General features: G+C 64.4%; 19 protein-coding genes. 12 read left to right on the top strand and 7 right to left on the bottom strand.

The genetic code is table 11. The features are described from left to right. Positions 1-106 precede the first annotated feature (106 nt). Together ACSHXH_RS17360 and ACSHXH_RS17355 are read right to left on the bottom strand one after the other, a co-directional pair. Positions 107-1132 (bottom strand): ParB/RepB/Spo0J family partition protein, encoded by a 1026-nt coding sequence (locus ACSHXH_RS17360; RefSeq protein WP_435673063.1) that lies wholly within the window; start codon positions 1130-1132, stop codon positions 107-109. Positions 1133-1279: 147 nt separating this feature from the next. Further along, complete coding sequence (locus ACSHXH_RS17355) at positions 1280-2665, bottom strand: AAA family ATPase (protein WP_435673062.1); 1386 nt, start codon at positions 2663-2665, stop codon at positions 1280-1282. A gap of 467 nt (positions 2666-3132) precedes the next feature. Here ACSHXH_RS17355 and ACSHXH_RS17350 point away from each other — a divergent pair, with 467 nt between their 5' ends. The 5 genes from ACSHXH_RS17350 to rfbA are packed head-to-tail and all read left to right on the top strand — an operon-like array spanning position 3133 to position 7458. Beyond that, positions 3133-4137, top strand: coding sequence for a replication initiator protein A (locus ACSHXH_RS17350; RefSeq protein ID WP_435673061.1), 1005 nt, complete (start codon positions 3133-3135; stop codon positions 4135-4137). A 12-nt stretch (positions 4138-4149) separates the two neighbouring features. Continuing rightward, entirely contained in the window at positions 4150-4713 is a 564-nt protein-coding gene (gene rfbC, locus ACSHXH_RS17345) for a dTDP-4-dehydrorhamnose 3,5-epimerase (protein ID WP_435673060.1), read from the top strand. Further along, positions 4710-5750 (top strand): dTDP-glucose 4,6-dehydratase, encoded by a 1041-nt coding sequence (gene rfbB / locus ACSHXH_RS17340; RefSeq protein WP_435673059.1) that lies wholly within the window; start codon positions 4710-4712, stop codon positions 5748-5750. The genes rfbC and rfbB overlap by 4 nt, the downstream gene beginning before the upstream one ends. Then, positions 5747-6592 (top strand): dTDP-4-dehydrorhamnose reductase, encoded by an 846-nt coding sequence (rfbD, locus tag ACSHXH_RS17335; protein ID WP_435673058.1) that lies wholly within the window; start codon positions 5747-5749, stop codon positions 6590-6592. The genes rfbB and rfbD overlap by 4 nt, the downstream gene beginning before the upstream one ends. Beyond that, entirely contained in the window at positions 6589-7458 is an 870-nt protein-coding gene (gene rfbA, locus ACSHXH_RS17330; protein ID WP_435673057.1) for a glucose-1-phosphate thymidylyltransferase RfbA, read from the top strand. Before rfbD ends, rfbA begins: the two co-directional genes overlap by 4 nt. Positions 7459-7602: 144 nt before the next feature. Here the strand turns inward: rfbA and ACSHXH_RS17325 are convergent, their stop codons facing one another. Then, on the bottom strand, positions 7603-8679 hold the full coding sequence (locus ACSHXH_RS17325; protein ID WP_435673056.1) for a DUF2793 domain-containing protein: 1077 nt from the start codon (positions 8677-8679) through the stop codon (positions 7603-7605). 226 nt (positions 8680-8905) lie between these two features. Between ACSHXH_RS17325 and ACSHXH_RS17320 the strand changes: the two genes are divergently transcribed. Then, entirely contained in the window at positions 8906-10282 is a 1377-nt protein-coding gene (locus ACSHXH_RS17320) for a phosphomannomutase (protein ID WP_435673055.1), read from the top strand. A gap of 54 nt (positions 10283-10336) precedes the next feature. On the opposite strand, the gene ACSHXH_RS17315 is transcribed toward ACSHXH_RS17320, so the two are convergent. From ACSHXH_RS17315 to gmd, 4 genes are all read right to left on the bottom strand, one after another. Further along, positions 10337-11764, bottom strand: a complete 1428-nt coding sequence (locus tag ACSHXH_RS17315) for a mannose-1-phosphate guanylyltransferase/mannose-6-phosphate isomerase (protein WP_435673054.1) — start codon at positions 11762-11764, stop codon at positions 10337-10339. 21 nt (positions 11765-11785) lie between these two features. Continuing rightward, positions 11786-12625, bottom strand: a complete 840-nt coding sequence (locus ACSHXH_RS17310; RefSeq protein ID WP_435673053.1) for a hypothetical protein — start codon at positions 12623-12625, stop codon at positions 11786-11788. Then, a complete protein-coding gene (locus ACSHXH_RS17305) occupies positions 12622-15078 on the bottom strand; it encodes a hypothetical protein (protein WP_435673052.1) in 2457 nt (818 codons plus the stop codon). The genes ACSHXH_RS17310 and ACSHXH_RS17305 overlap by 4 nt, the downstream gene beginning before the upstream one ends. A 71-nt stretch (positions 15079-15149) precedes the next feature. Beyond that, entirely contained in the window at positions 15150-16226 is a 1077-nt protein-coding gene (gene gmd / locus ACSHXH_RS17300; RefSeq protein WP_435673051.1) for a GDP-mannose 4,6-dehydratase, read from the bottom strand. 380 nt (positions 16227-16606) lie between these two features. Here gmd and ACSHXH_RS17295 point away from each other — a divergent pair, with 380 nt between their 5' ends. The 6 genes from ACSHXH_RS17295 (at position 16607) to kdsA (ending at position 21543) form a co-directional block, all read left to right on the top strand. Beyond that, positions 16607-16885 (top strand): BrnA antitoxin family protein, encoded by a 279-nt coding sequence (locus tag ACSHXH_RS17295; RefSeq protein ID WP_435673050.1) that lies wholly within the window; start codon positions 16607-16609, stop codon positions 16883-16885. 79 nt (positions 16886-16964) lie between these two features. Continuing rightward, a complete protein-coding gene (locus tag ACSHXH_RS17290; protein WP_435673049.1) occupies positions 16965-17879 on the top strand; it encodes a glycosyltransferase in 915 nt (304 codons plus the stop codon). Positions 17880-17995: 116 nt separating this feature from the next. Continuing rightward, positions 17996-18862 carry a glycosyltransferase family 2 protein gene (locus ACSHXH_RS17285; RefSeq protein WP_435673048.1) on the top strand — a complete coding sequence of 289 codons (867 nt, stop codon included), beginning with the start codon at positions 17996-17998 and terminating at the stop codon, positions 18860-18862. Between the two features lie 97 nt (positions 18863-18959). Beyond that, positions 18960-19910, top strand: coding sequence for a KpsF/GutQ family sugar-phosphate isomerase (locus ACSHXH_RS17280; RefSeq protein WP_435673078.1), 951 nt, complete (start codon positions 18960-18962; stop codon positions 19908-19910). Then, complete coding sequence (locus tag ACSHXH_RS17275) at positions 19907-20719, top strand: 3-deoxy-manno-octulosonate cytidylyltransferase (protein ID WP_435673047.1); 813 nt, start codon at positions 19907-19909, stop codon at positions 20717-20719. The genes ACSHXH_RS17280 and ACSHXH_RS17275 overlap by 4 nt, the downstream gene beginning before the upstream one ends. Further along, on the top strand, positions 20716-21543 hold the full coding sequence (kdsA, locus tag ACSHXH_RS17270; protein ID WP_435673046.1) for a 3-deoxy-8-phosphooctulonate synthase: 828 nt from the start codon (positions 20716-20718) through the stop codon (positions 21541-21543). Before ACSHXH_RS17275 ends, kdsA begins: the two co-directional genes overlap by 4 nt. Positions 21544-21722: the final 179 nt, after the last annotated feature.

Here is a 21722-nt window from a genome sequence, read left to right as displayed (position 1 = left end):
CAAATTTGGTTAACACGGGCTTAACCGCGCGGATTGTAGCGGGGCATGAAATAGGTCCGAAACGGACCCAATGTTTCGCGCGCGAAACAATAGGACCGAAGCGGACCTATTTTCCAACCCGGTCAGAGGCCGCCTTGAGCAGCATCAGAAGGTCGGATTCCATGCGTTTGGGCCAGGCCGCGCCCAGGATCGACAGCGTGCCATCGCCGTGGCGGCGCAGGGTAAAGGCACCGATGGTTTCGTCACGAAACGCAGGCTTTTCCGCGTCTGATTTCGTCTCTGAACCGCCTTTCAGAGACTGGTTTTGCACCATCAGCGCCTTGGTCAAAACGGCGGTTTCGGCATCGGCCGTGTCACGCTCTGCCCCGGTAAGCCGCGCCTGAAGCCGGTCGGCAAAACCGGGATCATCAGTGAGCGCCTGCGCCAGCCCCAACCCCAGCCGTTCGCCCAGGGCGTGGGGAAAGCGCAGATGCCCGTCAAGCGCGCGCACCACCGGAAGGAAGCTGCCGATCTTGGAGCGTTTGGCGCGGCTTGCGGCGTGGAAAAGTTCCTGCAACGCGGTGCGTTCCATGGCGAACACGCCTTCCTCGACCGCCTTGGCGACGATGCGGGCGCGTTCAAAATAGCTCAGATCCACGCGGATCTCGTTTTCCTCGACCATGGCGAGATAGGCATCCGATGCCTCTTCGGGGCGGCGCAGCAGCGCCAGCACGGTGGGTGTATCGTTGCGGTCGTCCTCGGCCATCAGCGACAGCGCGTGACAGCGCCGCCAGCCCGAGATCAGACCGTAACGCCCATCGCCAAGCTGCATCACCTCGATCGGGGTTTGCTGGCCCCGGCTGCGCAGCGAGGTCATGAGCGTGCGCATCTCGGTTTCTTCCACCACCAGACGGTCGCGGACCAGATGATCCATGACGATCTGGTCCAGCGGCAATTGCACCACCATGCGCCCCTCGTCGCGGGCGCGCGCCATGGTGTCGGTCAGTTCATTGAGCGCCGCCGAGGCCGAGGCATCGCGCGCCACATCGGCGATGGGCGCTTTGCTGGGGGCGCTGAACATCGACTTTGTCTCGGGCGCGGGCGTGTCGAGAAAGGCGGGGTTCGGGGCTGTCAGGCGTTTACGCTTGGCCATGCGGGCCTCCTGTCTTTGGTCGCCGGCAGGTTTGGCGCGATGGGTTAAGCTTTGGTGCATGTGGCGCGCGGTGGATTGGGGCGCTGCCCCAAACCCCGGAGTTTGCGGGCAAGATGAAGCGGAGGCGTTTCGCTGCGCATATATCGGTCATTCCGCTGCCTGCTGGGCAAGCTGCACGTCACGGTGCCAGCTGCCGATGAGAAGCTGTTTGAACGCGGCATAGGTGGCATCAAAGGTTTCGCGGCCGCGCACATAGGTCTCGCGGTTGAAATCGCGGTAATCGGCCTCGTAGATGCCCTGGACCTGTTCGCCGGCCTGTCCGATCAGCGCGGTAAAGCCCTGGCGGTGCGGCGACAGGGTGGGGCCAAGATAGGCCTGCATCAGGGCTGCAAGTTCGGCCTGTTGGGCGCTGTCATAGCGGGTGACCACGGCGCGCACCGCGTCCCATTGGAAGGCAAGACCATCGCGCCCAAGCGCGCGGGCGGCCATGTTTTCGGCCTCCTCGATTGAGCCGAATGTGGAATGCAGCATGTCAAAGAAGCGGCCTGTGCTGTCGAATTCGAGGAAGGACGCACCAAGCGGCACCAGCAGGATGTCGGAGGCGGCGAGGCCGTTGATGGTGAGGTAGCCAAGCGCCGGGGGGGTGTCGAGAAAGATCACGTCGTATTGGTCAAGGATGCCATCCTCGGACAGGCTGTCGGTCAGCGCATCCCAAAGCTTCCAGCCGCGCGCAGCCATGCGCCAGACGGGGATCTGGAACTCGGCCCAGTAGAGGTTCAGCTGTGCGCCGATCAGATCGATATTGGGCCAGTGGGTGGATTGGATGAGCGTTTCGCTGCGCGATTTGAGCGCGTCCGACAGCGTGTCATCCAGCGGGGTTGGGGCCTCGCCCCGGTCAAGGCGGCGCTGATTTTCGCCCTGAAGGTGGCGCGCGTAATGGCGGGCCAGCAGCGGGAAGACGGTTTGCCATTCATCCTGAACAGTGCCGCCGAAGATCGACGTCATGGAGCCCTGGCTGTCCAGATCGATCACCAGCACCTTGTAGCCATCAAGTGCTGCGGACATGGCCAGATGCGCCGCTGTGCTGGTTTTGCCGACGCCGCCTTTGAAATTGGCCACGGCGACCAGTTTGGCGGGCTGGCCCTTGGGGCGGTAGGGCAGGTATTCCTTGGTCTTGGATCCTTCGGTTGCGAAATGCGCGCGCAGTTTCAGCACCTCGTCGAAGGTGAACCATTTGGCCCCGCTGGTTGTCTCGGAGCGTCCCTGGGGCAGGTCGGGGTTTTGCTTGAGCACGCGGCGGAAATGGCCGGTGGCGACCGGGATCAGATAGCGGGTGATTTCCCAGGTGGAAAACAGCCGCAGGGTGCGGGTGCCGTTTTCTTCAAGCCCCCGGCTGGCAAGATCGGTGCGCCCGGCGTCGCAGGCGCGCGCGATCGCTGCGAAATCAGCGGTGGTGGTGGGCGCGCCAAGGGCCTCTAGCGCAGCATCGGGATTGATGTTGAAATAGGGCGGAAGGGGCTGGTCTTGGGTCATGGGATGCTCGATCTGGCCTGGTCCGCACCTCTGCGTGTGCGCTGTTTTCAGCAGACTACCAGAAAAACACGTACATGGAAGCAAAACCGCAACACGCTTCCCTTTTCTAAGTAAATTCAATGATTTGAGGTCTGTTTGGTGTGGTTTGGCTCTTGCAGTGAGCAGCATATGGGTCTGTTAAAATTTGTTAGTTATATGTTAAGGGTTTTTGAGATTCTGCTTAAGCCCCTCATAAAAAACGAGAAATTTGGGTGGTATTGGGCCAAAGCGACTCTGATCCCCCGATAGGGCGACTCTGATCCCCCGAGGCAGCGACTCTGATCCGACGCTGGGGTGGCATGAATCATGGACGCCCGCTGTGGATAACTTTACGTTGGGTGTCACTGAAACCCCGAAAGCCGAGTCGGCGTCGAACGCTGGCCGCAAAATCAAACGGGGGCGTGCAGAGCAGAAGACAGGCGGACCTCATGGCAGGGACCACGACAGGCGGGCTGTTGCCCGACCGACACCCAACGGGCGATTTTTTCGTCTGCGATCTCTTTGGGGCCAGTCCCAAGGATGACCTGGCGTCGATGGAGCATCCGATCTTTTCGCTAAGCACACGGCCCGATACGCGGGTGCTGTCCTATGCCCATAACGGCGCCCATCTTGAGGTCACGCCCAGCGTGCGGGGCCGGGCGACGATCCATGACAAGGACATCCTGATCTATTGCATCAGCCAGCTTGTGGCGGCGATGAATGCGGGCCGTGCGGTGGGGCGCACGTTGACGCTCAAGGCGCATGATCTGTTGGTGGCCACCAACCGCGACACCGGGGGCGACAGCTATACACGGTTGCGCGAAGGGTTCGAGCGGCTGGCGGGCACGCGCATCACCACCAACCTGACCACGGGCGGGGTTGAGGCGACGCGGGGCTTTGGCCTGATCGAAAGCTGGGAGATCCTGCGCCGGTCGCGCGGCGGGCGGATGATCAGCGTGACGGTGACCCTGTCGGATTGGCTGTATCGGGCGGTCTGTGCGCGGTCTGTGCTGACGCTGTCACGCGATTACTTTCGGCTGCGCAAACCGCTGGAGCGGCGCATCTATGAGCTGGCGCGCAAGCATTGCGGGCGGCAGGCGGAATGGACAATCTCGGTGCCGGTGCTGCATCACAAATCGGGATCGGCCGCGCCGGTGCGGGTGTTCCGGGCGGCCCTGCGCAAGATGATCGTGGAAAACCATCTGCCCGATTACAGCCTTGCAGAGCGGGCGGGCGATATCCTCGTGGTCACGCGACGGTCCAAACCGCGCCCTACGGATGCCCCGGTTCTGTCGCAAGAGACGCTTGAGATGGCGCGTGCGCTGAAGCCGGGGGCCGATGCCTACGGGTTGCAGGCGCGTTGGCTGGCATGGTGGGACGAAACCGGGCGGGCGCGATTGGGCAACCCGGACCGGGCGTTTCTGGCCTGGGTGAAGACCCAGAAAGACAGATAAGTGGGACGGCTGATGCTGGACGTTGAAACAACCGCCCTTGCGGGTTTGCTGATCCTGACGCCCCGGCGGTTCGGCGATGCGCGCGGGTTTTTTGCCGAGACCTGGAACGCCGCGCGGCTGCGGGATGTGGCCGGGATCGTGCCTGACTTCGTGCAGGACAATCATTCGCTGTCAGCCGAGAGGGGCACCATTCGCGGGCTGCATTTCCAGGCCCCGCCACAGGGGCAGGGTAAGCTGGTGCGCTGCGGACGTGGGGCGCTTTGGGATGTGGCGGTGGATATCCGGCGCGGGTCGCCGACATACGGGTCTTGGGTCGGTGTTGATCTGACAGCCGAGAACGGGCGGCAGCTTTGGGTGCCCGAAGGGTTTGCCCATGGGTTCATCACCCGTGCCCCCGACACCGAGATCATCTACAAATGCACCGGCTATTACGCGCCCGAGGCCGAAGGCGCGGTGCGGTGGGATTCTGTCGGGATCGACTGGGGGCTTGCGGGCGATCCCGTGCTGTCTGGCAAGGATGCAGAGGCGCCCGCGCTGGCCGATCTGCACAGCCCGTTTGACTGGAGACCGTCGTGAAGCTTTTGGTAACAGGCGGGGCGGGGTTCATCGGCTCTGCCGTGGTGCGGCAGGCGGTGGCAGCCGGGCATCAGGTGATCAACCTCGATGCGCTGACCTATGCGGCCTGTCTGGACAATGTGGCGTCTGTGGCGGACGCGCCCGGCTATACGTTTGTGCAGGGCGATATCCGCGATAGCGCTTTGTTAGAGACGGTTTTTGCCGACCACGCCCCCGATGCGGTGATGCATCTGGCGGCGGAATCCCATGTGGACCGGTCCATCGACGGGCCGGGCGCGTTTATCGACACCAATGTGATCGGCACCTACACGCTGTTGCAGGCCGCGCGCAGGTTTTGGGACAGGCAGGGACGGCCAGAGGCGTTCCGCTTTCACCATATCTCGACCGATGAGGTCTTTGGGTCTTTGGGCGCGACAGGCCAGTTCACCGAAGACACGGCCTATGATCCGCGCTCGCCCTATTCGGCCTCCAAGGCGGCCAGCGATCATCTGGTGATGGCGTGGCATCATACCTACGGATTGCCCGTGGTGCTGAGCAATTGTTCGAACAATTACGGCCCCTATCATTTCCCCGAAAAGCTGATCCCGGTGGTCATCCTGAACGCTTTGGCGGGCCGTCCGATCCCGGTTTACGGCGCGGGCGAGAATGTGCGCGACTGGCTGTATGTCAAGGACCACGCCGATGCATTGCTGACCGTGGTCACGCGCGGTGCGGTGGGCCGGTCCTACAATATCGGCGGCGAGAACGAGGCGCGCAATATTGATCTGGTGCGCATGATCTGCGACCTGATGGACGAGATGGCCCCCGCTGGTGCGCCGCATGATCGGTTGATCACCTTTGTGACCGACCGCCCCGGCCATGATCTGCGCTATGCGATCAACCCTGCGCGCATGCGCGGCGAGATGGGCTGGCGGCCTTCGGTGACGCTTGAAGAAGGGCTGCGGCGGACGGTGCGCTGGTATCTCGACAACCCGAACTGGTGGCAGGCGCTTCAGGACCGCGATGGCGTCGGCCAGCGGTTGGGGGTTGGGCCATGATCCTTGTCTTCGGCAAGACGGGTCAGGTGGCGACGGAACTGCACCGGCAGGGGGATGTCACCGCTTTGGGCCGGGACCACACCGATCTGTCCGACCCGCAAGCCTGCGCGCAGGTCATCGCCGATCTTGCGCCCAGCGTGGTGATCAACGCCGCCGCCTACACGGCTGTGGACCGCGCCGAAGAAGACGAAGCAACCGCCCAGACCATCAACGCGGCAAGCCCCGGTGCGATGGCCGGGGCCTGTGCGCATCTGGACATCCCGTTCCTGCATCTCTCGACCGATTACGTCTTTGACGGCACCGGCACCGGCACCCGCGCCTGGCTGGAAACAGACCCTGTATCGCCGCAAAACGCCTATGGGCGCACCAAGCTGGCGGGCGAACAGGCCGTGCGCGCCAGCGGGGCAAACCACATCATCCTGCGCACCGCCTGGGTGGTCTCGGCCCATGGCGCGAACTTTGTCAAAACCATGCTGCGCCTGTCCGAGACCCGCACGGCCCTGAGCGTGGTGAATGACCAGATCGGCGGGCCGACGCCTGCGGCGGATATTGCCGCAACGCTGCTGACGCTGGCGCAGGCCATGCAGGACGGCGCAAAAGGCGGCACCTATCACTATGCCGGTGTGCCGCATGTCTCGTGGGCAGAGTTCGCCCGCGCGATCTTTGCGCAGGCAGGCCGCGATGTGACCGTGACCGGCATTCCGTCCTCGGAGTATCCGACGCCCGCAACACGCCCGCTCAATTCCCGGCTTGATTGCGCCAAACTGACGTCGGATTTCGGGATTACACCTGCCGACTGGCACAGCGGCCTGAGTGCCGTGATCAAGGAGTTGGGGCTATGAGCAGAAAAGGCATCATCCTTGCAGGCGGGTCGGGCACGCGGCTGTACCCGATCACCATGGGGCTGAGCAAACAGCTCTTGCCGCTTTATGACAAGCCGATGATCTATTATCCGCTCTCGGTGCTGATGCTGGCAGGCATCCGCGAGATCGCGATCATCACCACGCCGCAGGATCAGGACCAGTTCCAGCGCCTGCTGGGGGATGGATCACAATGGGGTCTGGCCTTCACCTATATCGCGCAGCCCTCGCCCGACGGTCTGGCGCAGGCCTATCTGCTGGCCGAAGACTTCCTGGATGGTGCGCCCTCGGCGATGGTGCTGGGTGACAACATCTTCTTTGGCCACGGCCTGCCCGAGGTTCTGGCCAGTGCCGATGCAACGGTCACGGGCGGCACTGTCTTTGGCTACCGCGTGGCCGATCCCGAACGCTACGGCGTGGTGGATTTCGCGCCTGATGGTACGGTGAAGACTATCATCGAAAAACCTGCCAAAGCGCCGTCGCCCTACGCGGTCACGGGGCTTTATTTCCTCGACGGCACCGCGCCCGCGCGCGCGGCACAGGTGCAGCCGTCAGACCGCGGCGAGCTTGAGATCACGTCGTTGCTGGAAAGCTATCTTGCCGATGGGCAGCTGAGTGTAGAGCTGATGGGGCGCGGCTATGCTTGGCTTGACACCGGCACGCATGCGTCACTGCTGGATGCGGGCAATTTCGTGCGCACGCTGAGCGACCGGCAAGGCCAGCAGATCGGCAGCCCGGACGAGATTTCCCACGCCCAGGGCTGGATTGATGACGACGCCCTGCGCGCCCGTGCCCAGATGTTCGGCAAGAACGATTACGGGGCCTATCTGCTGGGGCTGTTGGAGTAAAAATCCCGGCCCAAGCCATCCCTCTCCGGACCACCCGCCACGCTGGGGCGCTTCGGATAAGGAAAGGTTGAGGCCGGGGAACTCCCCCGGACTTTTGGGGATGTCGGTGGGATGCGTCTGGCTGGCCTGACCGGGGGGCACCCGCTAAACCCACCGCCCAATCGCACACAGCCGCAGATTCAGCCCCACGGTGATCTGAATGAGCGCGGTCGCCTTCAGCCCCGTGGACAGCACCCCGTGCGGCGCAAAAGTGGGCCATGCCCCGGTGTTGCCGCTCTCGCCATTCAGGACAGGCGGCATACCCGGCGCAAAGGCGGCGGGAAAGGTCCAGGCCAGATGGTTCGACTGCCACAGCGCCCCCGCCTGATTGCTGATCGACCCGGTGGGAATGTCGGGGCTGGTGCAGATCTGGGTGCCATCGGCAAAGCGCACATAGCCGCCATTGGCGTTTGATCCGCGTTCGATCACGCCGCCTGTCGGCATGCCGGTTGCGTCCTGCGCCACCGTACCAAGCAGCGTGCCTTTCAGGTATCCGTCGCCTGCGCGGACCAGGGCGTCGGGGTTGCTGTCATCGGGCCCCGCGCTTATCGCCGCGCCGCTGGCAACCCCCGTTGCCGGGTCAAAGCTCAGCGCGGTGGTCCATGTGGTGCCATCGCTGACCTTGATCGAAAACGCGGTGTCGCCCGCCAGCCCCATCTCGGCATGGCCGGTCCAGTTCGACTGGAACAGCAGGCTGGCCGTGTCGCTTGCGGTGGCCTTGTTCACCGCGAGCTGATGTCCCGCGCCTTCATGGGTGAGCAGCGTCGTGGGAGAGGCCACGCTCAGCCGGGTCACCGGATCGGTGGCGGTGCCCAGACCCAGACGGTCAGGCAACGCGCCCCCGGTCTGGCCCTGCCAAAGCCCGCCTTGCCAGATCACCTCGGTGCCTTCATCCGCGACCCAGGCGCGCCAGCCCACATTGGGCGGCAGAAACAGCCACCCGCCCCCGGCATTGAGCGCAATCGCATGGTCCTGTCCGGCCCACTCCCCGGTGGCCCCCGTCGCCACGATGAAGCGGGCGCCCTCATCCGGGGTCGCGGGCGGTTCGGTCAGGGTGCGGCTCTCCACTGACAGCTGTACCAGCGCGTCGAGCCGGCGCAGCGCGTCATTGTGGGTGACATGTTTTTGCGCCTGCGCCGGCTGGATATAGGGCAGGGACAAAATAGGAGAGGTTTGCGACATCAGAGAAGCCCTTTCAGCGATCCGTGTTGGCGTGGGACGCTAGGGGCGATTTGGTAAACGGGATGTAATTGCTGCGCGCGTTGCGCCGGGTGCTGCTGGGGTGTTGGCATATTTCATAAATATGCCAAAGCGACCTGTGCCACAGGCGATACGTCCGGTCCTTGCGTCCCCGACCCTGCCAAGGGCATACCTGCGGGCAACACGCCCACGGACAAGGACAGATGACATGCCCCCCAAATTCGGCACCAGCGGCCTGCGCGGCCTTGTCACCGATCTGACCGACACGCTGGTCGCGGAATACACCTGTGCCTTTCTGCGCGCCTGTCCGCATGGCGGGGCAGTGCATGTGGGCCAGGACCTGCGCGCGTCCTCGCCGCAGATCGCGGCGGCGGTGATCGGGGCGGTGCGCGACATGGGCCTCCGGGCGGTGGATCACGGCGCGCTGCCGACACCTGCGCTGGCGCTGGCCTCCATGGGGGCGGGGCAGGCCGCCATCATGGTCACGGGCAGCCACATCCCGGCGGATCGCAACGGGCTCAAGTTCTACCTGCCCACAGGAGAGATCGCCAAATCCGACGAGCAGGCCATTCTGGCCGCGCTTGAAACGGTCTCTGATCCCGCGCCACAGGGCGATCTGGTGCCCGAGACCGGGGCGCTTTTGGCCTATGTGGCGCGCTATGTGCAGGCGTTTGGGACCACCGCGCTGGCCGGTCTGCGCATCGGGGTCTATGAGCACAGTTCGGTGGCCCGTGACGTGCTGGCCGATGCCTTGGCGCAGATGGGTGCAGAGGTGGTGCCGCTGGCCCGTGCAGATCATTTCATCCCCGTTGATACCGAGGCGGTGGATGCCGGGACGCGCGAGATGCTCAAACGCTGGTGTGATGCGCACGCGCTGGACGCGCTGGTGTCCACCGATGGGGATGCGGACCGCCCGATGGTGGTGGATGCCCGCGGCACGCTGGTGCCGGGCGATGTGTTGGGCCCCTTGGTGGCGCAGGCCTTAGGGGCAGAGCGGATCTGCACGCCGGTGTCGTCAAACACGCTGGTGGACCACCTTGGGTTTGCCTTGGTGATCCGCACGAAGATCGGCTCGCCTTATGTCATCGCCGCGATGGAAGAGGCGCAAAGCAAGGTGGCAGGATACGAGGCCAATGGCGGGTTCCTGCTGGGCTTTGCTGCTCAGGGACCTGCGGGTGAAATCGCGCCACTGATGACCCGTGACTGCTTGTTGCCGATCGTCGCTCCCTTGGCGATGGCGCGGGCAAAAGGCGTGAGTTTGGCCGAATTGGTCTCTGATCTGCCGCCGCGCTTTACTGCTGCGGACCGGATTGCGGGCATTCCGACAGAGGCATCAAACGCGTTCATCACACACCTGACCGGCGATGCATCCGCGCGCATGGCGTTCTTTGCGGATCGCGCCGCAGAGACCGGTCTCGACCTCACCGATGGGCTGCGGGTGTCCTTTGGCGATGGGTCGGTGATCCATCTGCGCCCCTCGGGCAACGCGCCGGAATTTCGCTGTTACGCCGAGGCGGAGAGTGTGGAGCGCGCAGAGATGCTGATGCGCGAGACCTTGGCGCAGGTTGCGGACCGGTTGGGCTAGGGGTGACGGACGCGGTGGCGCGTCCGTGCATTTTCCGGTGACGCGCCCGCGATCTCACGACCGCGAATAGATATCCTCGTAGCGGATGATGTCGTCTTCTCCCAGATAGGACCCGGTCTGCACCTCGATCAGCACCATGGGCACCTTGCCGGGGTTTTCCATCCGGTGCACCGCGCCCAGCGGGATGTAGACTGACTGATTTTCGCTCAGCAGGCGCACCTCGTCGTCGACCGTGACGCGCGCGGTGCCTGCCACCACGATCCAATGCTCGGACCGGTGCACATGGCTTTGCAGGGACAGCGCCGCACCGGGATGGACATGGATGCGTTTGACCTGAAACCGGTCCTTGAGGATCAGCGTCTCGAACCAGCCCCAGGGGCGGTAATCGACGGGCAATTGCACCGCCTGCTTGGCGGCGCGGGCCTTGAGAATGTCGACCGCGCGGCGCACGCTTTGGCTGTCGGTCATGTCGGCCACCAGAACCGCGTCGCGCATGGCCACGGCAACCACGTTCTTGAGGCCAATGCCCACCAGCTCGATCTCGTCACTTTCCGACCGCAAGAGCGTGTTTTCGCAGTCAATCGCGGTGGCCAGCCCGGCCAGCGCGTTGCCGCTGCCATCCTGCGGGCTTTTCTGCCAGACCGCTTCCCAGCTGCCCAGATCGGACCATTCACCGGCAAAGCGCACAACACTCAGGTTGCGGGCGCGTTCCATCACCGCATAGTCGATCGATTCGGCGCGCACCTGCGCCCACAGCGCGGGGTCGATGCGCAAAAAGCCCAGATCGGGTTCGGCCGCCGCCATCGCGGCGCGGGTGCCCTCAAGAATATCGGGGGCGTGTTCCTGATACGCGGCGATCAGCGTGTCGGCGCGGGTCAGGAACAGGCCTGCGTTCCACAGATAGCGGTCATCGGCAAAGAGCGTCTCGGCGCGGGCCTGATCCGGCTTTTCGATAAAGCGTTCCAGCGCGTTGACACCGGGCAGCGTTTCCGCCCCGGCCTCAAGCCAGCCATAGGCGATCTCGGCCCGCGACGGCGCAATGCCAAAGGTCACGATCTGCCCCTGTGCTGCGGCAGGTGCGCCGGTCATCACCGTGTCGCGGAAGGCCTGTGCGTCGGGGATGGCATGATCGGCCGAGACCAGCAGCATCAGCGCTTCGGGATTGGTCTGGGCCAGATGCAGCGCGGCGGCGATGGCGGCGGGGGCACTGTTGCGCCCTTCGGGTTCAATCAGGATGCCTGCTGCACGGATACCGCAATGATCCAGCTGTTCGGCCACGATAAAGCGAAACCCATCGCCCGTGACCGCCAGCGGTGGGGCAAACCCCTCCCCCGAGACACGGCGCGCGGCCTCTTGGAACAGGCTTTCTTCGCCCAGGAATTGTGCGAATTGCTTGGGATAGCTTTTGCGGGACAGCGGCCAGAGCCGGGTGCCGGACCCGCCACAAAGCAAGACGGGGGTGATCTGGGGAAGGTCAGTCATAAAGGCGCTCGTCCGGTCAGGTCAGACCGCCCGAAGCCTGTGCCCCCGGGCAGCATATTCAGGTGAACCGAGGATCATCTGCTCAAGCTGCTCCAGCGACGGGCTGACCTGTAGCGCAAGCATGTTCTCCTCGGCGGCATCCCGGCCCAGATGGCGGCGGAACAGCCTGTTCACCTCCTGCCGGGTCAGGGCCAGTTTGTCCAGATAGCCAAACAGATGGGCATCGTAATGGCGAAATTGCGTCACATCTCGGGGGGCATGCACCCCTGTGCCGGGGCGCGGTGTGATCCGCCGCTGCGCCACCTCTTCGCCGTCCACCCGCGCAATGGCGGCGCGCAGGCGGGCGGGATCGGGGCGGGTGTCGCCGAAACTGCTCAGCGCATAGATCAGCGCGGTGGTGGGATCGCGGATCAGCGCCTCATAGGGGATCACCGTTTGGGTGCGGGCAAAATCGGAGGTAACCCATTTGTCCTGAAATGCGCGCCAGGCGCTGAATTGCGCACTGGCAAAGCGGGCAAAGCTGACCCTGTCATCGGCGCCCCCCTCGCGCAGGTAGAGCTCAAAGTTGGACACCACCGAGGGCACAAAGGCGCGGGTCTGGATCAGGTGGCGGTGGGACGGGTCTTGGGGCAGTGTGCCGTCAAAGTCGTGGTTCTTGGAATAACGCACGGTCCCGGCCCGTGCGCAGGGCACCCGCCCACAGCACCCCGCCTGTCCATAAAACCCGCAATAGGTAAAGGTTGCGCCGTAATAGAGCCTGAGCAGCCGCGCCAAAAGATGATGCCCCGACCGTGGCCAGCTCACCCCGATGACGTAAGGTGGCGGCTTGCGGGCCGCGCGGACGCGCAGAAACCGTCTCATGCCGCACAGGCCTTGGTCTGCCGCAGCACCGTGTCGATCCGGGCGGCATAGCGTTTGCCGATGGCCTCGGGGCTGAATGCGCGCAACACGCGGGTCTGCGCGGCCTTGGCCTTGCGGGTGCGGAGCGGTGCGTCGACCTGCATCTGGCGCAGGAGCGTCACGGCGGCGGCGTGATCGGGGGCGCCCCAGAGCCCCCCCTCGGGGGTGAACATGTAATCGTCGGGGGCGGGGGGCACCGCATGTGCGGGCACCAGCCAGGCCGTGCTGTCATCGCAATAGGCAAGGTTGCCGGAATAGCCGGTGGCCAGCACCGGCACGCCAAGCGCCATCGCCTCGATCATGCCAAAGCCCCAGCCTTCGGCGCGGTGCAGCGACAGGTACGCATCGGCCCCAGCGGTCAGGTGCAGCAGCGCGGCGCGGTCCATGGTTTCGTCCAAGATGCAAAACCTTTGGTCCCCTTTGGTGAACGCGTCGATTTGCGCCCAGACCTTTTGCTGCGCAGGATCGCTCACACGGGTGCGGTTCTGCGTCTTGAGCAAGAGCTGCGCCCCGCCTTCTGGGAAGGCGGCGGCAAAGGCCCGGATCAATGCCAGCGGGTTCTTGCGCTGAACGAAGGAAAAGCTGTCGAAACTCGCCATGCACAGAAAGCTGTTGGCGTCGAACCCGGTGCGGGCGACAAGCGCGGCCCGCGCGCCCAGGGGATCGGCAGGGGGCCTCACATCATTGGCCAATCCCATCACCCGGATCGGCCCGTCAAAAGCCCCCGCATAGATCGCGCGGCCATGATCCGAGGCGGCCCAGATCTCGTCGATCATGCGCAGCGCCAGGCCATGGCAGGCGGCAGGCCGGGTCAGTTCCCAGAACATATAAGCCGCCATGTAAGACCCATCGGTGATGTCGGGCGCATAGGCGGTGAACAGGGGGATGGATTCCGCGTTCAGATGCAGCAGGCTAAAGCGGGCCGGGCGGGCAGCGCTGATTGGGGTGTGAGGCGTGTCGATCTCGGGGGCGGGATTGTCGAGATCGAACCTCACCACCTGCACCTGCATCCCCGTGCTCTGCAACGCCGCCACCGAGGCGCGCATCGCCTGACCCAGACCGCTGGCCTTGGTGACGGGGCCAATCACCTGCACATCGACGGGGGGCACGCCCTGCAGCGCGGGTGCAGGCAGGGTGGCGGCGTGCAGCCGGTGGCCCTCGATCGTGCGGGACGTGAACCGCCGCGCCTCCATGTCATAGCCGCGCCCTTTCAGGCAGGCCGCGTACCCCGCAGCGGACAAAAGCCGGGGCTGTTTGTCCAGCGTGGTCAGAAATGCGCCCAAGGGGGTCTGGCCCTGTGCATCCTCGTTCAAAAGCGGCTCTATACTGGCCCAGGAGATGTATCGCAGCGTATCGGGCCGCTCTGCCGCGCGCACCAATGCGGCCAGCGTGATCTGGCGGCGATCTGCCTCTGACAGGGGCGACAAACGTGCAAGCGCAGGTGTCTCGGCCCGCCAGCGCAACAGGTAACGCGACAGCGGGAAAGTCCCGTCCGGACCATCGGGCACATCGGTCAGACGGGTGATATAAGCCTCTGGCACAAGGCAATCCTCACCCCCGATGGCCCGCGCCTGATGGATGGCCCACCAATAGATCACGCTGTCCACCCAATCGGGGTTGCCGAAATCCATCCCTTGCCGCAGATGCGGCACGCCCTGCACCGCCGCCCAGGTGGCGCGGCTGAGGCTCATGCGTTGGCCGGGAATGACCACCGGCGCATTGAGCCATTGGATCGCCCGTTGAGGCAGCGGCACACGCAAGGGCGCGCGCATCGGCGCATAGCTGGTCAGCATCCAGTTCAGGGCATGCGCTGCCGCCTCTGGGGGGCTGTCCCAGTCGAATTCGGCCTCCAGCCGGTGGCGCGGGCGCAGATAGGCCATGTAGGCACATAGCGGATCGGGCAGGGGGGGCGGATCGGGCAGGGGGGCGCCCGCGATTGGATCAACAGGGTCAAACAATGTGGCCTGTCGCGTGGTCAGCGCCGCCGGGGCGGTGCGCGCAGGCAAGGGGGCTGCACGCAAGGCGGCAAGGCCGGGGCCAAGAACATCCTGCAAAGAGGACAAACGCGGCGTGGGCAGGGGCAAGGGTGAAACGGGCACGGGGACGGTGCCGACACGCACCCGCCCGATCTCAACCGGGCGCGGCCCATCAAGGCGACAGACCCGCAAAACCCCTTTGTTTGTCTCTATCGAAAACGAAAACCCGCACGCCCCGCCGCCAAGCCCGGCAGCGCGCAGATCGGTGCGAAACTGGCTGGCCAGCGTGTCGGCCACCCGCTGTGTCCCGGCATAAAGCGCCACAGGCACCGGCCCGTCACCGCGCCTGGGCAGGGCCCAGCCATGCAGCATGCCACCCTGAACACCATCAAGGTAATCGCGCCGTCCGGTCAGGCGCCGCAGGATCCTAGCGAACATGCCTGCGAATCCGCTGTGCCACCGGGGGTATGAACGGGCACGCAGGCACACAGGGCAATCGGCACATGGCCCTATGCCACCGCGTCATAATCCGCCCGCGCCATCATGCCGGCCAAACCGCGTATATCGACCCGGGGCCGCCAGCCCAGCATGCGCCGTGCGCGGGCCGCATCCCCCACCAGCAGATCCACCTCCGCCGGGCGAAAGAGAGCCGGGTTCACCTCGACCACACGTCGCCCGGTGCGGCGGTCAGTGGCCACCTCGTCCACCCCGTCGCCCTGCCAGTCAAGCGCCATGTCCAGCGCATCGGCGGCAAAGCTCACGAAATCGCGGATCGGCGTGGTCACCCCGGTGGCCAGCACGAAATCGCCGGGCCTGTCCTGTTGCAGCATCCGCCACATGCCTTCGACATAATCGCCCGCATAGCCCCAGTCACGCCGCGCGCTCAGGTTGCCCAGCTGAATGACGTCATTACCCCCCCGCGCAATCCGCGCCAACCCGCGGGTGATCTTGCGGGTCACGAACTCCTCGCCCCGCAGCGGGCTTTCGTGGTTGAACAGGATCCCACAAGACGCGTGCATCCCGAAACTCTCGCGGTAATTCACTGTGATGTAATGGCCATATGCCTTGGCCACGCCATAAGGCGAACGCGGGTAAAACGGCGTCGTCTCGACCTGTGGCACCGCCTGCACCAGCCCGAACATTTCAGAGGTGGAGGCCTGGTAGAACCGCGTCTCGGGAGCCAGCGTGCGCAGCGTATCCAAAATCCGCGCCACCCCCATGCCGTTCACATCCCCCGCATAGATCGGCTGTTCCCAGGACGCCCCGACAAAGCTTTGGGCGGCAAGGTTGTAGAACTCGTCCACCGGCACATCGCGGATCAGGCGGAAAATATTGGTCATCTCGGTCAGATCCAGATCGTGCAACACGACCCGGTTGGCGATGCCAAGCGTCTCTAACCTTGCCCGTTCCGCCTGTGCATTGCGCCGCATCCCGCCATGCACCTCGTACCCTTTGTCCAAGAGCAGCTGCGCCAGATAGGCCCCGTCCTGCCCGGTGATCCCGGTGATGAACGCCCGCTTTCCCGCCGGGACAGGACAGGGCGGAAGATCGCGGGCACGGGGCGTCGCAGTCGATGTCGCAAGCATATCAGAACCTCACGCAAAGGGTGCATTTTCCCTGTTATCCGGCGCGAGGCGTAAAGAATGCGTTAAGGTTAACGCCTGAGTAAGAAAAATTTCGGATTTATAAAGGTGAGATTAAAATGTATGTACGTTTTGTACATACTAAATCTCACTCAATAAGAAGCGGCATGATGTGCTTCTCCCCCTTGCTTGTGCTTAGAGCGTGAGAGGTGACGCACATGGCTTTCGAATGGAACGAGCAGAAACGCGCAGATCTATGACAAACACGGTGTCGACCTTCCAGAAGCCGCCCTCATCTTCGAGGGCCCAACCCTCACCCAAGCGGAACGGGACCACCCGCCTCATTTCCACATGGCGCACAGGACGCACAGGACGCAAAGAGTATGAAACCTACAAGAACCGCGTCGCTTGAAGACATCCGCGCCATGAAGGCGCGTGGCGAAGCACGTCCGACACGATCGGATGCGCCGGACCTGGGTCTGCCCGAGGGATTCTGGGACGACGCCGTTCCACAAGAACCCAAGACCAAACACCCGGTGACCTTGCGGGTTGATCCCGACATCATCGACTTCTTCAAAGCTCAAGGCCCGAAAGGCCACCTGACCCGCATGCACGCGGTGTTGCGCGCCTATGTCGATGCCCAGAGAAAGGCCCGGTCCTGACCGGTTCCGCCCGCAAAATTGCCCAAAACTCTGCTATGCTGCGCCAAACCCCAAAGAGGTCAGCCCAAAGAGGTCCGCAGTGAATTACCTTCTCGAACCCGTCATCGGCATCTGCCGCTTTTCCTTTTGTGGACGGGGCGACTGGGCCGCGTATTCGGCCATAGACGCTGACACCGATCTGGATCTGGTGCATTTTGAACAGGCCGAACGGCTCTATGACGACGCGCGCATGGCGCTGCGGTTCCACCTGTTCGAAACCTTCCTGCTGCCCTCCCTCATGGCGCAAAAGGACCCCAATTTCGTCCTGCTTGTCCTGACATCCGACATCATGCCCGCCCAACATCTGCGGCGGCTGCGTGCCCTATGCGACAGCGATGACCGGCTGCTGCTGATCGTATCGGACGAAACCACGGTGCATGCCGCCATCCAGCCCGAGATCGCGCGCATCAACAGCGGGCTGAGCCGGCCATTGGTGCAGTTCCGCATCGATGATGACGATTGCCTGTCGCATGATTACGTCCACGAGCTGCGCCGCTACATGCAGCGGCTTGGCGATGTGATGCCGGTGGCCTATTCGCGCTCCAACGGGTTGGTGGTCACCTCTTACGCAGGCGAACAGACGCAAATCTACCGCGCCACGCTGCCGTTCAACTCCATGGGGACGGCGATTCGCATCCATGGCGACCGCACGATCTTTTCGTTTGGCCATGCCGCCCTGCTGAAACGGTTTCCCGCGATGGTCGACAATGCCGGGATGGGGTTCCTGTCGATCAAGATCGATGGGCACGATTCGCGTCCCGTGTCGCTGAGCGATCCCGCCTTCCGGCGCAGCCATATCCCCGTGACCGCGCCCGAGGCCGACACCATCCTGTCGAAATGGTTTGGTATGCTGGGCGACACCACCCGCGTTGAAACGCTTGTCACACAGGTCGAAACAGCCGCCGCCCTGGCGCGCCGCACCCCACCGCCACTGGCGCAGCGCAAGGCGGTCTAGCGCCGCCCTCCACGGCTCTTGCGCAGCGGTCTGCCGGGCGGGCGCGCCCGACGCTTGCCCTGATCCCGGCTTGCCCCTATTGAGGCCCCGCGCCCCGTACGCGAGTGCCTATCTGCATGACTGTGATCACCCTTTCGTCCATCCCCCCGCGCTTTGGGCTTATTGGTCCAACGCTGGAGACGCTTCTGGCACAGACGGGTGTGGCCGGGATCGAGCTTTATCTGCCCCACAGCTATGTGCGCTTTCCCGACTGGGACGGCACGCTGCCCGCGCTGCCCCAAGGTGTGACGCTCTACCGGACCGATACTGATTACGGCCCCGCCACCAAGGTGCTGTGCGCGGCGCGCCGCCACAAGGGGCAGGGGGTGCGGCTGTTGTTTTGCGACGATGACCGCCATTACCAGCCCGGCTGGGCGGCAGGGCTGCTGTCAGAGGCAGACCGCCACCCGGACCATGCCGTGGCGCTGGCCGGGTGGGACATTGCCGGGCTGGGCGCACGCGATGCCCATACCAGCCCCCGCCACATCCGCCGGTCCCGCACCTGGGATATGGCCTATCGCGCGGACCGGGTGAAACAAATCCTGTCCGGCCAGGTCAGGCTGACGCTGGCCCAAAAACCCCCCCGCCGGATCGTCGCGCAGGCCGGGTTTGCCGATATCTTCGAAGGGTATGGCGGTGTGGTGGTGCCCCCTGAGTTCTTTGATGACATCACCTTCGACATCCCGCCACAGGCGTTTCATGTCGATGATGTCTGGCTTTCGGGCGCGCTGGCGCGAAATGGCATCGGCATCTGGCTGGCCGCCAATCAGCCCGAACCCAAGACCACCGCCGCCGACCGCGCCGCCGCGCTCTACCGCCACCGCGAGGCCGAAAAGGGCCGCACCGAACTGGACGCCGCCGCCATCACCCTGATGCGCAGGCGCTGGGGCATCTGGGGCGGGCCAGAGGCCACGATCCCCACAGGCGGCGCGCGCCAGGTGTGACCGGGACGCAGAGCGTTCCAAACGCCGCGCGCCCCCCGCGTTGGACATGCGCAAACGCACCCGCTATCACCGCCCCAGAACAACGCCGCAGGCCCCCATGACCGACACGCCCTCTGACATCGCCCGCACCGTGCTGGCCACCGAGGCCGCCGCCCTGACCCGGCTGGCCGCGGAACTGCCCGCCGATTTCGACGCGGTGGTGGCCCGCATTCTGGCCTTGCAGGGCCGGGTGATCGTCTCGGGCATGGGCAAATCCGGCCATGTGGCGAACAAGATCGCGGCCACGCTCGCCTCGACCGGCACCCCCGCGCAAGCGGTGCATCCCGGTGAGGCAAGCCATGGCGATCTGGGCATGATCACCCGCAACGATGCGGTGATCCTGATCTCCAACTCGGGCGAGACCCGCGAACTGGCCGACATGATCGCCTATTGCACCCGCTTTGATATCCCGCTCATCGCGGTGACCAAGCGGTCAGACAGCACGCTCGCCCGTGCCGCCGATCACCTGTTGCAATTGCCCGACGCGCCCGAAGCCTGTGCGATCGGCATGGCCCCCACCACCTCGACCACGCTCACCATGGCGCTTGGCGATGCGCTGGCCGTGGCGCTGATGCAGCACCGGGGCTTTGACCGCGACAGCTTCAACGCCTTCCATCCCGGCGGCACGCTGGGTGCGCAACTTCTGCGCGTCTCGGCCATCATGCACCGCGATGCCGCCTTGCCCGTGGTCGCCCCCGACACAGCGATGGGCGAAACCCTGGTGGTGATGAGCGCCAAGGGCTTTGGCGTCGCTGCCGTGGTTGCCGATGGTATGCTGAAAGGCGTCATCACCGATGGCGACCTGCGCCGCAATCTCGACGGGCTCACCGGGCGGACAGCGGGCGAGGTGGCCACCGCCAACCCACGCTCGATCGCCCCGGATGCGCTCTTGCCCGAGGCGCTGGCGGTGATGAATGCGCATAAGATCGGAGCGCTGATGGTGACCGATCAGGGCAGGCTGGTGGGCCTGATCCACATCCATGATCTTCTGCGCGCAGGTGTTGCATGAGTGTCGTTGTCTTTATCCCTGCCCGCTACGCCTCGACCCGCTATCCGGGCAAACCGCTGGTGGAACTCACCGGCGCGACGGGCGTCAGAAAGACCCTGATCCAGCGCGCCTGGGAGGCGGCACAGGCCGTCACGGGCGTGGACAGGGTCTATGTTCTGACGGATGACGACCGCATTGCAGAGGCCTCCCGCGGCTTTGGCGCCGAGGTGCTGATGACCACATCCGGGGCCCGCAACGGATCAGAGCGCTGCGCCGAAGGGCTGGCGCAACTGGACCAAGACCCGGACGTGATCATCAACCTGCAAGGTGACGCGCCCCTGACGCCTGCATGGTTCGTCGAAGCCCTCATCGGCGCGATGGACGGCACCCCGCAAATGGCCACGCCAGTTGTCAAATGTGACGCCGAAACGCTCACCAATTTTGTCACCGACCGCCGCGAGGGCCGGGTGGGGGGCACGACTGTTGTAATGCGCACCTCCGGTGCGACGCCGGTCATGCGCGCCAACCGTACTGCGCTCTACTTCTCCAAGGAAGTGTTGCCTTACGTCGGCGACCTGCAAAACCCGCCAGAGGTCTGGCACCATGTCGGCGTCTACGCCTATACGCCCGCCGCCTTGCGCGCCTATGCGGGCTGGGAAGAAGGCCCGCTGGAACGCGCCGAAGGGCTGGAACAACTGCGGTTCCTCGAAAACGGCACCCCCATCACCTGCGTGCCTGTCGACGGCCGGGGCCGGGTGTTCTGGGAGCTCAACAACCCGGTCGATGTGGCCCGGATTGAATCTGTCCTAAACCGCGAGGGGATCGCATGACACCTGTCCAGATCGGCGACATAACCGTCTCTAACACAGCGCCATTCGCGTTGATCGCGGGTCCGTGCCAGCTCGAATCCCTTGACCACGCGCGCATGTTGGCCACCCGCATCGCGCAGGCGGCCGAGGCCACCGACAGCCCGTGGATCTTCAAGGCCAGCTATGACAAGGCGAACCGCTCGTCCCTGAAAGGCAAGCGCGGTCTGGGCATCGACGAAGGCCTGACGATCCTGAGCAAGATCCGCGATGAATTCGGCGTGCCGGTGCTGACCGACATCCACACCGCCGAGCAATGCGCACCCGTCGCACAAGCCGTCGATGTGCTGCAAATCCCCGCCTTCCTGTCGCGCCAGACCGACCTGCTGTTGGCCGCTGGCGAAACCGGGGCCGCGCTCAATGTGAAAAAGGGCCAGTTCCTTGCGCCCTGGGACATGGAAAACGTCGCCGCCAAGATCGCCTCGACCGGCAACACCCGCATCCTGCTCTGCGAACGGGGTGCCAGCTTTGGCTACAACATGCTGGTCTCGGATATGCGGTCCCTGCCGATCATGGCACAGACCGGCTATCCGGTGGTGTTTGATGCCACCCATTCGGTGCAATTGCCCGGTGGGCAGGGCACAAGCTCGGGCGGGCAGCGCGAATTCGTACCGCCACTGGCCCGCGCGGCAGTGGCCGTGGGCGTTGCGGCCGTGTTCATCGAAACCCACGAAGCCCCCGACACCGCCCCCAGCGATGGGCCGAACATGGTGCCCATCGACCAGTTGCAGGGGCTGTTGTCGATGCTCCGGTCGATTGATCGTGTGGTAAAGGACTCGACCACCTGAACACGGCTTTGAGCAGGGTCAGAGATTTAGGCACATAATGCGTTTTATGTAATTTAACCTGCCGTAGGGTGCGTGATTTCACGCACCTTTTCGTATGCATAATGGTGCGTGCGAGCACGCACCCTACGCTTGCTTACACATGTTTGAGCATGACCGTCCGGACCGTCAAACAACGCATA

This window comes from Marivita sp. (assembly GCF_051251565.1).
Lineage (GTDB): Bacteria > Pseudomonadota > Alphaproteobacteria > Rhodobacterales > Rhodobacteraceae > Marivita.
This window is presented reverse-complemented; position numbering and strand designations above follow the sequence as displayed.

What these genes read in the sequence shown, in the direction of transcription:
- ACSHXH_RS17360 (WP_435673063.1), bottom strand. Translation starts at nt 1,132, where the DNA reads ATGGCCAAGCGTAAACGCCTGACAGCCCCGAACCCCGCCTTTCTCGAC.
- ACSHXH_RS17355 (WP_435673062.1), bottom strand. Translation starts at nt 2,665, where the DNA reads ATGACCCAAGACCAGCCCCTTCCGCCCTATTTCAACATCAATCCCGAT.
- ACSHXH_RS17350 (WP_435673061.1), top strand. Translation starts at nt 3,133, where the DNA reads ATGGCAGGGACCACGACAGGCGGGCTGTTGCCCGACCGACACCCAACG.
- rfbC (WP_435673060.1), top strand. Translation starts at nt 4,150, where the DNA reads ATGCTGGACGTTGAAACAACCGCCCTTGCGGGTTTGCTGATCCTGACG.
- rfbD (WP_435673058.1), top strand. Translation starts at nt 5,747, where the DNA reads ATGATCCTTGTCTTCGGCAAGACGGGTCAGGTGGCGACGGAACTGCAC.
- rfbA (WP_435673057.1), top strand. Translation starts at nt 6,589, where the DNA reads ATGAGCAGAAAAGGCATCATCCTTGCAGGCGGGTCGGGCACGCGGCTG.
- ACSHXH_RS17325 (WP_435673056.1), bottom strand. Translation starts at nt 8,679, where the DNA reads ATGTCGCAAACCTCTCCTATTTTGTCCCTGCCCTATATCCAGCCGGCG.
- ACSHXH_RS17320 (WP_435673055.1), top strand. Translation starts at nt 8,906, where the DNA reads ATGCCCCCCAAATTCGGCACCAGCGGCCTGCGCGGCCTTGTCACCGAT.
- ACSHXH_RS17315 (WP_435673054.1), bottom strand. Translation starts at nt 11,764, where the DNA reads ATGACTGACCTTCCCCAGATCACCCCCGTCTTGCTTTGTGGCGGGTCC.
- ACSHXH_RS17310 (WP_435673053.1), bottom strand. Translation starts at nt 12,625, where the DNA reads ATGAGACGGTTTCTGCGCGTCCGCGCGGCCCGCAAGCCGCCACCTTAC.
- ACSHXH_RS17305 (WP_435673052.1), bottom strand. Translation starts at nt 15,078, where the DNA reads ATGTTCGCTAGGATCCTGCGGCGCCTGACCGGACGGCGCGATTACCTT.
- gmd (WP_435673051.1), bottom strand. Translation starts at nt 16,226, where the DNA reads ATGCTTGCGACATCGACTGCGACGCCCCGTGCCCGCGATCTTCCGCCC.
- ACSHXH_RS17295 (WP_435673050.1), top strand. Translation starts at nt 16,607, where the DNA reads ATGAAACCTACAAGAACCGCGTCGCTTGAAGACATCCGCGCCATGAAG.
- ACSHXH_RS17285 (WP_435673048.1), top strand. Translation starts at nt 17,996, where the DNA reads ATGACTGTGATCACCCTTTCGTCCATCCCCCCGCGCTTTGGGCTTATT.
- ACSHXH_RS17280 (WP_435673078.1), top strand. Translation starts at nt 18,960, where the DNA reads ATGACCGACACGCCCTCTGACATCGCCCGCACCGTGCTGGCCACCGAG.
- ACSHXH_RS17275 (WP_435673047.1), top strand. Translation starts at nt 19,907, where the DNA reads ATGAGTGTCGTTGTCTTTATCCCTGCCCGCTACGCCTCGACCCGCTAT.
- kdsA (WP_435673046.1), top strand. Translation starts at nt 20,716, where the DNA reads ATGACACCTGTCCAGATCGGCGACATAACCGTCTCTAACACAGCGCCA.